Origin of the sequence: Tolumonas lignilytica, from assembly GCF_000527035.1 — a bacterium.
GTDB lineage: Bacteria > Pseudomonadota > Gammaproteobacteria > Enterobacterales > Aeromonadaceae > Tolumonas > Tolumonas lignilytica.
Genome location: NZ_AZUK01000001.1, coordinates 221,472 through 233,573 on the forward strand (window position 1 = coordinate 221,472; position 12,102 = coordinate 233,573).

At 46.7% G+C, this 12,102-nt stretch carries 8 protein-coding genes; 3 read left to right on the forward strand and 5 right to left on the reverse strand.

Annotated elements, in window-relative coordinates:
* Positions 1-32: 32 nt before the first annotated feature.
* From mukB to H027_RS0101015, 4 genes are read right to left on the reverse strand one after another with little or no spacing between them, the layout of a single operon-like run.
* Positions 33-4,475, reverse strand: a complete 4,443-nt coding sequence (gene mukB / locus H027_RS0101000; protein WP_038149125.1) for a chromosome partition protein MukB — start codon at positions 4,473-4,475, stop codon at positions 33-35.
* Entirely contained in the window at positions 4,472-5,194 is a 723-nt protein-coding gene (mukE, locus tag H027_RS0101005; protein WP_024870674.1) for a chromosome partition protein MukE, read from the reverse strand. The genes mukB and mukE overlap by 4 nt, the downstream gene beginning before the upstream one ends.
* On the reverse strand, positions 5,175-6,512 hold the full coding sequence (mukF, locus tag H027_RS0101010) for a chromosome partition protein MukF (protein WP_024870675.1): 1,338 nt from the start codon (positions 6,510-6,512) through the stop codon (positions 5,175-5,177). Before mukF ends, mukE begins: the two co-directional genes overlap by 20 nt.
* A 15-nt stretch (positions 6,513-6,527) precedes the next feature.
* Complete coding sequence (locus H027_RS0101015; protein WP_024870676.1) at positions 6,528-7,295, reverse strand: methyltransferase domain-containing protein; 768 nt, start codon at positions 7,293-7,295, stop codon at positions 6,528-6,530.
* Between the two features lie 94 nt (positions 7,296-7,389).
* Here H027_RS0101015 and elyC point away from each other — a divergent pair, with 94 nt between their 5' ends.
* From elyC to pfkA, 3 genes are all read left to right on the forward strand, one after another.
* A complete protein-coding gene (gene elyC / locus H027_RS17350; protein ID WP_051448940.1) occupies positions 7,390-8,145 on the forward strand; it encodes an envelope biogenesis factor ElyC in 756 nt (251 codons plus the stop codon).
* A gap of 188 nt (positions 8,146-8,333) precedes the next feature.
* On the forward strand, positions 8,334-9,089 hold the full coding sequence (gene tpiA / locus H027_RS0101025) for a triose-phosphate isomerase (protein ID WP_024870677.1): 756 nt from the start codon (positions 8,334-8,336) through the stop codon (positions 9,087-9,089).
* Between the two features lie 166 nt (positions 9,090-9,255).
* A complete protein-coding gene (gene pfkA / locus H027_RS0101030) occupies positions 9,256-10,218 on the forward strand; it encodes a 6-phosphofructokinase (RefSeq protein ID WP_024870678.1) in 963 nt (320 codons plus the stop codon).
* Positions 10,219-10,261: 43 nt separating this feature from the next.
* On the opposite strand, the gene H027_RS0101035 is transcribed toward pfkA, so the two are convergent.
* Positions 10,262-11,884 carry a DUF2813 domain-containing protein gene (locus tag H027_RS0101035; protein WP_024870679.1) on the reverse strand — a complete coding sequence of 541 codons (1,623 nt, stop codon included), beginning with the start codon at positions 11,882-11,884 and terminating at the stop codon, positions 10,262-10,264.
* Positions 11,885-12,102: the final 218 nt, after the last annotated feature.

The window sequence follows — 12,102 nt, forward strand, 5'->3', positions numbered from 1 at the left end:
AAAGAAAGGCAGCTTATGCTGCCTTTTTTAGATTATGCCGCTTCAGTATTACCACCAAAGCCACGCAGACCGACCACATGAACATGTTCCTGCTTGCCATGCACCTTGCGGATGAGTTTGTAGGTCGTCCCTTTTTCCGGGCTGATGTTTTCCGGTGCAGCGATCAGTAACTGCATATCCTGTCGCTCACACAATTCAAACAGGGTCGCAATTGACTTGGCATCCAAACGGGCTGCTTCATCAAGGAACAGCAAACGACACGGTTCCAGATCACTGCTGCGCAGACGACGGTTTTCATCTTCCCAGCTTTGCAGCACCATCAGCAGAATAGCTTGACCCGTACCGATCGCTTCACCAGTCGATAAAGCACCGCTTTCTGCCCGCAACCAACCATCCACACCACGCAACACCTCAATTTCCAGCTCAAGGTAATTACGATAATCCAGCAAGGCTTCACCTAATACCTGGAAGCTGCGATCACCCTGATCGATGTGAGGATTCAAGCGTTGGAATAGTTTGGCCATGGCCTCAGAGAATGTCAGTTCATTGCTGGCAAACAGATCTTGGTGTTGCTGAGCATGTTCACCCAATGTTTGCAGCAAACGGGCATATGCCTCCCGCACATTAACATTCAGACGCACACCGCGGACCTGACCAAAAGTAATATTCTGCAGGCCCTGATTCATGACGCGAATACGATTCTGTTCACGACGGATGATATTCGTAATTTTTGCCGCCACCTCATGTGATGACAGAGACAGATGCGTTTCACGTTGCTTCAGTTCATCTGCCAGACGAGCCAGTTCAATTTCCATCTCTTCAATCGCATCAATCGGATCATCAGAACGAATGATGTCGTGTCGGATACGATCTTTAAGGTAACGATAAACCTGAATATAGAACTGAACTTTTTGTTCTGTCTGACGATTTCCTTCGGACAAGCGTAAACTGTCGCGTAATGCCTCATCACCCGCTACCGCGAGTCGTAAAGCCCCCAGCGACTTGTCTGACATGGAGCGCAATTCATCCGCATCCAGATATGCCAATTCACGGCGATTCAACTGCTTCTCAACACTGTTCGTCCGAGCCAGGGTTAACACGCGACTCCAACTCTTTTTATGCTCCAGCAACAAATGTCGAGCGGCGCGATATTCTTTATTTTCAGCATTAAAGCGTTGATTTAAGCTATCTATATCACGACGGCAAATCTGGTATTGCGTTTCAGCTTGAGTCCGACGGCTACGGGTTCGCACCAACTGATCTTCCAGATCACGCTTTTTACCTCTCGCCTGATCTTCCATATCTGCGGCAACTTGTAGCCCCATCTGCTGTAATTCTCGCTCAAACTCCTGCAGAGTCTGAGTCTTGGCTTGCAGGCTGGAATGTAATGCCGTTTGTACCTGTATGGCATCCTGATACCGTTGTACGATTTGTTTCAGCTGTTCCGTCAGTTGGCGACGAAGCTGCTCGGCATCCGCCAGTTTTTGCTTTAGTCGTTCACTAATTTCTGATGTCTGATCTAACAAACTTTCTGCATCGTGATAGGCAAAATATGCCCGACGGGCAAACAGTTCATCCAGTGCAAACGCTTGGCGGCGAACATCAGTAAGCTGTTGTTCCGCAACAAAACCTGCTTGCTGTAATTCATCGTATGCCGCCGGATCTTCCCGTAAGGCATCTAACATTGATTCCAGTTGGCGACATGCTTTTTCGTGTTTATCAAGAAATAACTGAGCTTCATGACAGGCTGCAAACTCCGCTTCTGCTTGTGACAAGCGTTCGTTTAATGTCATATCAAACAGCAGGTTGAACTGCGATTGCAGACGCACAACCAGCTGTTGCTGTTGTTGCAATGCCGTCATCCGTTGACGATATTGATGTTCATTTTGCTGCTGTTGTTGCAGATTATTTTCAGCCTGACGGATTTCAGATTGCAGAGCTGTCAGAGCCGCTTCGGGATCATCTTCAAACGCCACATGCAGATGCTCTGTCATGAACTGACTCAAGTGATGATACAACCGGTTCTGCTTCTGCTGTTCAAACGCAGTTTTGGCATATGTCTCAACAATTTCATCACGTTGGGCGGATAACAGTTCGATACGTTGCTCGCGTGCCGCCCGACCAAAAACCGGAATTTCCGGATAACGTGAATAACGCACTTCACGCTGACTAGCACGAACTAAGACTGCCTTATCGAATTCTGTGGCTTCATGCAGATTTTCGTCGAAGGAGTCCGGATTCCCTTGAATCAGATAAATATCATCAGGTAAATCACTCAACGTATTAAGATGCTTGATGGCACCGTCCAGATCCATCACGACAATCGCACTGCGTGCCGGCCCGAACAACGCAGAATAATAAGGGGCATCATCAAGAGAGATATCGTCATAGACATCTGTCAGTAATACGCCGCCTAATTGCTCGCTGATACGAACTAATTGAGGATCTTCATTACCTGCAAACTGCTGCAGATTACGCAGCTGTTTTTCCAGAGCGTCTTTCTGTTGTTGCAGCTGCTGTTTTTCCTGCTCAAGACGTCGCTCTTCCGTCAGTGTTTTTTGCAGCAACTGACTGATAGCCACTGGAGACTCCAATGTCTCGCCTGTCATTTCCTGCAATTTATCGAGTTTTTCGTGTGCAACTAACCATGCAGGCGCTTTCTTACGCAAGGCTTCAATTTGCTGTCGGGTTGCATCCACCTGATGCAACACCCGAATGCGATCTTGCTGATCACGCTCAAGCCGTTGCTGCAGATCATCCTGTTGAACCACCAGCTCTTCCGCTAGCAGATTTAACTGTTCATTATCTGTTAAATCGTACTTATTGCCCTGCTGTTCAAGTTGCCGCAACAGTTGTTCCTGAATGCCAACTAACGCATTTTGTTGCTCTAAATCACGGCGAATATCTTGTAAGGCGCGTTCAACCTGAGCCCGTCGAGCAAGTGCGGCCCGATAATTTCTGGCCTGTTCAATAATCTCTTGAGCCTTTTCCCAGGCTTGTTCCCGAGCAATCGGGCCGGCAATTTGTTGTAAAGCCGCATAGGCTTTTTCATACTGATCGGCAGCCGCTTTAGCCAAACGAAGACGTTGCTGTAACGACAAAACCTGATCTGTCGCTTGTTGTTCCTGCTCACGCAGTGTTTGCTGGAAATTGACGACGTTATCCGGTGTTAAGTCAGGTAACTCGCACAGCTTTTGGGCCTGCTCCAAGGCATTGACCGCTTGTCGGAACTGAATGGCTCGTGTTTGTTGCACATCCAGTGCCTGCTGATAGTCTGCCAACTGGCTTTTCAGGCTGTCAGCCTCTTCTTCACTTTGCGTTTTTCGCAATTCCAGTTCTGACTTTTCTTCTGCCAATTCGGTGGTAATTGCTGATTGCTCTTCCGCTTTTAACGTCAGTTCTTCAACATCTTCACGATACTGGATGATCTTGTTGGTTAAGCCGGTGGCAGCCATCACTTTGGCCAAGTGTTCAGATGCCAGTTCCAGATCTTCGGTAAGATGCTTTTCTCGCGCGGTCATCTGTTCGGCTTCTTCCGCCAGATAAATCGCGCGCTGTTTTTCCTCTTTGATCAGACGTTGCTTATCCTGCAACTGCTTACGACCATGTAAAGCCAGCTCTGACAGACGATTTTTTTCACTCTGATTGCGCACAAAATCAGCGGCAACATAATTTGTAGTTTCGGTGATCAGATGACGAAATAAATCACGCTGTGATTGGGTTTCTTTAATGGCATCTAGCGTCCGGCGATTTTCATGAATAGCCGCTTCCATATCCTGGAAGGCTTTGCGCACCCCGGAGTTCTCAGGCAGTAAATATTCACGTAATGAACGGCTAATCGAAGATGAGATACCGCCATACAATGATGCTTCGATCAGGCGATAGAATCTGGAGCGATCACGTTGATCACGGAGCTTTTTGGCTGTCACTCCGTATTCAAACATGATGTTATGATAATCGGTCACCGAATTGAACTTAACAAATCGAATCGCCCCTAATTCAGCGGCCTGCTTCCGCAATTCATTGAAGGGCCGGACTTTGGCTTTATCATCATCCAGTTTTTCTAGCAGAAACTCCGTTGGCAGCAGATTTTCCGGAACATCCAGCATACAGAAAGGCGTAATATTGACCTTGTTATCACGATTCGCCACCTGCTCAAGATGCACCCCAAACCATAACCGTTGCCCTTTGGAATTGCGGACATCAATCATGGAATAGCAGTGACCACGCTGTAATTTGCCATACAGACCGCGATCACGACTGGCAGATGAACTTCCGGCTTCGGTGGTATTACGGAAATGCAATAATGTCTGATCAGGGATCAGTGCCGTAATCAACGCAGCCATACTGGTTGACTTACCTGCGCCATTACCACCCGATAGTGTCGTCACCATCTGATCCAACTCGAAGGTACGGGCAAAAAAACCGTTCCAGTTAATCATGGTGAAAGAGAGAAATTTACCACGCGTGATCATATATCCAGCCCCAGTTGCTCTTCGTCTTCTTCTGCTTCATCCAGTGAATCCCATACGGTTTCACGGGTTGGTAATTCATCGTCATGCAAAATTGCTTCGCCTTCACGGATCATGCGTAGCTGTACAGCACGAGGATCTTCATCGGTACGCACATCAGCAGCAAAACGAAACACAGCTTCATTGACCCGAAATTTGTCGCCAACGCCCAATGCCGTCACCATGCCCAAACGACGTAAACGACGCATGGATGTGCGAATGCGTTCCTGCAGTTTCTTCTTATCTAAATCCGTACCACCACTACGTTGATTCACCATCCGCAATAACTGACGTTCATCCGATAAAGAAACGATTTCCTCCTGCAGATCCTGCAGGGAAAAAACACCTTCATTTGCCAACCGTTCAGGGCTCAAATAGAGATAACACAAGACTTTACCGACCAGCATATCCAATTCAGACAGAACAGAAGTGCCAATCTCTGAAGTTGACCGTGGGCGCAGATAGAAAAAACCTTCCGGCGCTTTAATGAGTTCAACCTGGTAACGACTATAAAAACTTTCCAGTTCATCATGGTAATCAAGCAGATAGGAGTGACTATCCAGATCATCTGCACTAATGTGTTTACCACTGCGTAATGCTGTATCCAATTTTGGAAACAAAGGGTTAGCAATCGCCTGCGCCAAACGCAAAGCAATAGGAAGTTCAGTATTGATCAATGACATGTGCCTGCACCTTGGCGCCTGAATTGTTAATAGGTTTCCACTTAGGATGACGAACACCACCTAATTCGGCGGCGGAATAACCAAGCCGGATCGCTTGGTCAACCAGCATTCGGGCTACATCGAAATGCTGATATTCAGGATATTGTTGTAAGTAGTCTTTCAATATATCGGCCATATCAAGCGGTTTACCCTGCATATGGAAATCAGATAAATACACACCGATATGCTCAGATAGTTTTTCATCTAGGGCCTGAATCTCCTGGAATTCAAGAACGGTAGGCAATTCACCGGTAATTTCATCATTATGAAGCACCAGTGTTTCATCCCTTAATTCCAGCAAACGACTTTCCTGCGCAACTAGCATCAACCAGTTGTGTTTATCAAAATCACGAATGGATTCTCGCAGACGCTGACTGAAGACGCGGTTTTTATCCATATCAATCGCATTACGGATAAATTTATGTACGTGACGGTCATAGCGGGCCCACAGTTCAATGCATTGCTGCCCCCAACTCAGGATTGCATCAATTCGCGACTGCAAATCAAATGTTAACTGTTCGACCTGCACCGACATGATGGCTTGTGCTCTGGCTGTTTCCTGAATATTCAACAAACCAGACTGCAGTTTATGCCCGGCAGCATCCAACGTATCCTGTAATTCGCGTAACGTTTGCCCGGTTTCCCGCAACAATTTTTCGCAGTTATGAATAGCCTGAGTCCAGTTCTGATTCAAAAGATCAGCAATATCCGCTTTTACCTGATTTTGTTGATCATCCATCGCCCTTTGAGTCAGATCGATGCGACTTAAAATCTCTTCCACAGAATACTTAAGACGAGGATAGACTTCAGTATCCCAGGCTGATTCATCACTGGCCTGTACTGCCGATGCATAGGCCTTTTCCAGTTCCCCAGCGACTTGTTCCAGCAACAGCGAGAGCTTAACGCTGTTCACCTGCTGCTGATCGAGGTAAAACTCAATGATGCCAACTGCCAGTCGGGTAAGACGATAGACACTCTCACCCGCAACCGGATCGGTGTTAAACCGCGACAGCAACCGCTGCCGGACCAATTCATTCACTGCATTATTAGCTCGCACGGTTAATGTTTCGTCCATCAGACCGTACAACTGACTGACATAACCAAATGCATCATGTAACGCCGCTTCACTTAATTCCTGAGTATGTTCATCGCGTGCCATTGAAGATATCGCGATCAAAAACGCCAAGCGTTCATTACCCAGATGAAGTTCTAGCTGTTCCTGTCTTACCCAGCCAACCAATTCAGGCAGGCTGCGCTCAGGCCTAAGTTGTTCGTTCATATCGTCTCTTATTGATCACGGTTTACTGGCCAACAGGTGCATATAACGTCCAAGGTGAACGAAAGGCTCCTGCTGACAATAACGTAATTCCATCTCCAGCAGATCGGAGAATTTTTTATGCTGATCTTCTTTATGCCGCATGTAATCGTGGATCACCCGCACCCCGCTGCGACATAACAATGGCATATTCCACTCCTCCAGCCATTGATACACATCGGCCGGTTTTTGCGGATTTGTCGGCGTCAGCTTTTGCTGACGTTTTTTTACCAGACCAGCCCGGATATAGTCAAAATTCCCAACCACCAAACTTTGAAACAGCAATGCATCCCGGTTATAGAACAATAAAGAAAATAATCCACCGGGTTTCAGGTAGTTCAGTAGCCCCGCCAGCGTTTGCTTGGGATCCGCCAGCCATTCCACTACGGCATGGCACAGAATTAAATCAAAAGTACCCCCTACATGCTCAGGCAAGCTCTGAATGGAACAATGCACTAGCCGAATTCGTTCTGTCAGCCCTTTTTCCTCGATCTGCTCTTTGGCCAGCTCCAGCATATCAGCAGAAAGATCACATAATGTGACATCGTGCCCTAACGCTGCCAGTTTCTGTGCGAAAAATCCAAATCCACCCCCAGCATCCAGAATCCGTAACGGACGATCACCTAGCCGCGTCAGTCCCATTTCCAAGTCACGCCAGACCACCGCAGTTCTTATTTTACCTTTACTCGTGGCATAAATATTTTGGGCAAATTTCTCTGATAACCCATCAAAAGAGTGATCTGACATAGGTGTGTATTCTGCTGCAACCGATAAAAAAGGCCGCTATTCTGTCATAAGCAGTGAAAACGGGGAATTTTGATTATCAATTCGGGATGAAGATATGATTTTTATGCTTAAAAAATGGCTCGGGTTGCTATTGATGCCATTACCATTTTGCTCTTTATTAACCCTCTGCGGACTCATGCTACTTTGGTGCACTAAATGGCAAAAAATGGGCAAGCACCTGATTTCGATAGCCACGGTTTTATTAATTACCTTATCTGTTCGTCCTGTCAGTCAGATACTGATTCGCCCGCTGGAACAGCAATATCCCCCTTTTCCTGAAAATCAACACGTTGATTTCATTATTGTGCTTGGCCACGGACATATTTCTGACCCCAGTATTCCACTCAGCAGCCAACTCACTGAAGCTGCAGCTGCCCGTATAGCAGAGGCATTGCGCATTAAGCGATTGAATCCTCAGGCACATATGATTTTTTCCGGCAGTATTGCTGGCGATCCGGTGTCTGGAGCCGAGATGTATGCCAGAGTAGCCGCCGCCAATGGCGTATCACGGCAGGATATGTCATTGATCGAAAATGCCAGAGATACGGAAGAAGAAATACAACAAGATAGTCAACTGATTGGGACTCATGTCTCTGCATTGGTCACTTCCGCATCACATATGCCAAGAGCCATGCAGTTATTTAAATCATCACACGCCAACATCATTCCGGCCCCGACCCAATATGTCGGTCGTATCGCTCAGGGAAAGATCCCGCTCTATGGATATTTACCCTCAGGGCGTTGTTTGATGTACTCTGAAATGGCGCTGCATGAATGGATTGGAAGGTTGTGGAATTCTGTTCGTAACTGATTTGTTAATTATTTGGCGATTTTTCACTCTATTTCGTTACTTTCAGGTGAAGTTTCTGCTAACGGCAGGTAAGAAGCAAAAAAAATTACGAGCAGTAACAAAATGGCGTCTATTCGTCAGGCGTCACACCTTCTATAATGCGGTACAACTACTTATAAACATCACAAACCATCCTGAGGATACAGCAAATGAGACAACACCTGATCATGGGTAACTGGAAACTGAACGGTACTAAAGCGTCTGTTGAAGCTCTGGTTGAAGGTCTGAAAGCACCAGTAGCTGCAGCTGCAAACGTTGAAGTTGCTGTTTGTGCACCTGTTATTTTCCTGGGTCAAGTTGAGCAACTGACTGCCGGTTCTGCACTCAAATACGGCTCACAAGATGCTGACGTTCACACCTCTGGTGCGTTCACTGGCGAAAATTCACCAGTTATGCTGAAAGAATTTGGCTGTAAATACGCTCTGGTTGGTCACAGCGAACGCCGTACTCTGCATGCAGAAACTGATGCTGTTGTAGCTGCAAAATATGTTGCTATCCAAGCTGCTGATCTGGTTCCTGTTCTGTGCATCGGTGAAACTCTGGAACAGTTTGAAGCAAACCAGACTAACGCGGTTGTTGAAGCTCAGCTGAAAGCCGTTATCGATGTTGCTGGTATCGAATCATTCGCTAAAGCAGTTATCGCATACGAACCAGTATGGGCAATCGGTACTGGTAAAACCGCTACTCCTGAAATTGCTCAGGCAGTTCACGCACACATCCGTGCTTACCTGGCTGGTTTCAATGCTGATGTTGCAGCGAAAGTACAAGTTCTGTACGGCGGTTCAATGAATGCATCTAACGCTGCTGACCTGCTGGCTCAGGCTGACATCGATGGCGGCCTGATCGGTGGTGCATCTCTGAAAGTGGCTGATTTCTCTGCCATCATCGAAGCTGCAGCTAAGTAATAGCTTTATATAAGGCATCCGTTTTTCGGGTGCCTTTTCTGTATTACACAGTCTGGATATAACCAGGGTGAATATCGAGACAGCTGATATAATCATAAAGACAGGCTATGTGTAGTACGCAATTCAAGAATCTGTTTTTTTCGTATTTCATATGTAGAGGCACACTATGATCAAGAAAATTGGTGTTCTGACCAGTGGCGGTGATGCGCCAGGAATGAACGCAGCGATTCGTGCGGTAATTCGTGCGGCACTGGCTAAAGGTATCGAAGTTTACGGTATTCATGACGGTTATCTGGGTCTGCACCGCGACCGCATTGAAAAACTGGATCGCCGTAGCGTTTCTGACATCATCAACCGTGGTGGCACCATGCTGGGTTCAGCTCGTTTCCCTGCATTTAAAGAAGAAAGTGTTCGTCGCGAAGGCATTGCCAATCTGAATAAACATGGCATCGAAGCGCTGGTTGTCATCGGCGGTGACGGTTCTTATATGGGTGCTAAAAAACTGACCGAAATGGGTTACCCATGTATTGGTCTGCCTGGCACTATCGATAATGACATTGCTGGTACAGATTTCACTATCGGTTTTGATACTGCACTGAACGTGGTCATGGAAGCAATCGACCGTCTGCGTGATACCTCTACTTCTCACAAACGTATCTCTGTAGTTGAAGTAATGGGCCGTCACTGTGGCGACTTAGCAATGGCAGCGGCTGTTGCTGGTGGTGCAGAATTCGTTATCGTTCCAGAAAAAGGCTTCAAGAAAGAAGACTTACTGGCTCAGATCGATGAAGGTATCTCAAGCGGTAAACGTCATGCCATTATCACTATCTGTGAGCATGTCACCGACGTTAATGCGCTGGCCAACCTGATTGAACTGCATACTGGCCTCGAAACCCGTGCAACCATCCTGGGCCACATCCAACGTGGTGGTTCACCAACTGCTCGTGACCGTATTCTGGCAAGCCGTATGGGTGCGTATGCGGTTGATTTGCTGATTGAAGGTCAGGGTGGCCGTTGCGTCGGCCTGCAACAAAATCAACTGGTCCATCATGACATTATCGATTGCATCGAAAACATGAAACGACCATTTAACGAAGAGCTATTCAACCTGACCAAAACATTGTTCTAATCAGGTAACCTTCTTCAAAAAGGCCTTCCGTCGGAAGGCTTTTTTATCCCTGTTGTCTCGCCAGCTCCACTACGCGATCAAACATTTTTTTCAACAGCATCGGCACACTGTCTGCACCTCTTTGCATCGCCTCTTCAATCACGGCTAGGGCCATTCCTGGTTTAGAACGACGCGACACGGCACGTTCAATGATCTTGTTTGCAGGCAAATTGTGTTGCTCACGCAGCATTGCTTCTCTGCGATAGACATCGTCAAAGCCATGAACATATAAAAAATGTTCAATATCCCGATTCGGTAACAGGGTCAGACCACCATCATGGCGGTGTTCGTCACTGAGTAATCGTCTGGCGCCTTGGATATAACGCACTCCCGCTTCGTCACCATCTGCCAACATATGCCAATTAATACCCAAATCGTTCGCTAGTTTAATTAACGGGCTATATCCACATTGTGCATACTCGATGATTCGAACACCCTCGCCGGGTAAATGATAACCACATAGTTGCGCCAGTTCTGACAACAACCAAAGTTCTGTTTCCCCTTCAACCAATAACCAGCAACGAGCAAATAACGACATAGGCCGGTTGATTCTCACGTGAAAGGTTATTTTTCGTAAGTCATCGGCTGAAAATCGATTTTCATCCATCAGATAACTGCGGGTAACGCCATTGCATCGAACCAAGCGACGGATTTGCCCTAACGGTAACGTCGCCAGCAAATCACCAGAATTGGTTGTCAGAATTTTTTGCCCCGGTAATTGCTGAATCAGGCCCCAGGCAATCGACATCATGGTCGGGTGTAAACGACTTTCTGGATCTTCCAGAATGTAGATTGGCCGCGATTCATTTTCTAATTCACGACCCGAATGGGCGGATAATAAGGCATGACCGATACGCGATAGCATCTGCTGCATCGTCTCATTGTCCATATTCCGCAATAAATCATGCCAGTCAGTTAAGCCATGCAGCATGCCCGGCTGATTAATAATATCGCGCTGGCTGTGTTTAACTCGGTGCGGCACGTTGATGAAGTAACGATCCAGCAAATATTCAGCAGCCATCACCCCATCGGTAATATGCTGCTGCCTGTCGGGGGTACAGTCTTGCAAAAGGTCGCTTAAATCCTCCATGAAATTATCCGGCTCTACGCTCGAGTCAGCGACATTGCTGATTGAACGCGAATCGCGCAAACGTAAAACCGGATTCATTGAGCTTAACAAGCGGATCAATTCGTTGCAGTTGCTGTCTTGGACCCGATTCCCGCGAGCGTCCTCAAAGAAATGTTCCGTCGTGACGGTACCATCAACATGTAAACAAGCTTTGGCGATGTAATGGATACGATGAAACATATCCAGATGGTGGTGGGTCCAAACAGCAGATAAACGATTTAAACGATGAGAATGTTGGCTGATCCCTGGCCGATGTTCACGAAAAATCAAACAAATCTGAAGCTCTTGATCTTTCTTATCATCACAGTTTATGTGGAAAAAATCATCACTGACAAATTGATAAGGTAATGCATCGTGCCCTAACAGACTCCATAAGGCACGTAACAGACTGCTCTTACCCCAAGCATTTTCACCAATCAACGCGGTCGTCTGGCCTAGTTTGACTGATAACTTTGATATACCGCGGAATCCAGTTATGTCGACTTGTTCCAAAAACATAAGGCAGTACCAGCGTTTATTTTTAATAATAATCAACTGATAGCAAAGCTGCCTTCTGTTCTGCAACAAGAACCTGAATTATCTTTCGCTGACCTTGACTGGCATCATATTCGGTTGATTTTCGGGCGTTAATTCATGCTGCCACAAGCTGAACCACATATGACGTTGGCGGATTTTTTTGCGACGAAATTTCATTAGCACTCTCCTTTGTTATGCCG

Excerpts from the sequence above, each read along its gene's own strand:
- H027_RS0101035 (WP_024870679.1), bottom strand. The coding sequence starts at position 11,884 with ATGTTTTTGGAACAAGTCGACATAACTGGATTCCGCGGTATATCAAAG.
- pfkA (WP_024870678.1), top strand. The coding sequence starts at position 9,256 with ATGATCAAGAAAATTGGTGTTCTGACCAGTGGCGGTGATGCGCCAGGA.
- elyC (WP_051448940.1), top strand. The coding sequence starts at position 7,390 with ATGATTTTTATGCTTAAAAAATGGCTCGGGTTGCTATTGATGCCATTA.
- mukE (WP_024870674.1), bottom strand. The coding sequence starts at position 5,194 with ATGTCATTGATCAATACTGAACTTCCTATTGCTTTGCGTTTGGCGCAG.
- mukB (WP_038149125.1), bottom strand. The coding sequence starts at position 4,475 with ATGATCACGCGTGGTAAATTTCTCTCTTTCACCATGATTAACTGGAAC.
- H027_RS0101015 (WP_024870676.1), bottom strand. The coding sequence starts at position 7,295 with ATGTCAGATCACTCTTTTGATGGGTTATCAGAGAAATTTGCCCAAAAT.
- tpiA (WP_024870677.1), top strand. The coding sequence starts at position 8,334 with ATGAGACAACACCTGATCATGGGTAACTGGAAACTGAACGGTACTAAA.
- mukF (WP_024870675.1), bottom strand. The coding sequence starts at position 6,512 with ATGAACGAACAACTTAGGCCTGAGCGCAGCCTGCCTGAATTGGTTGGC.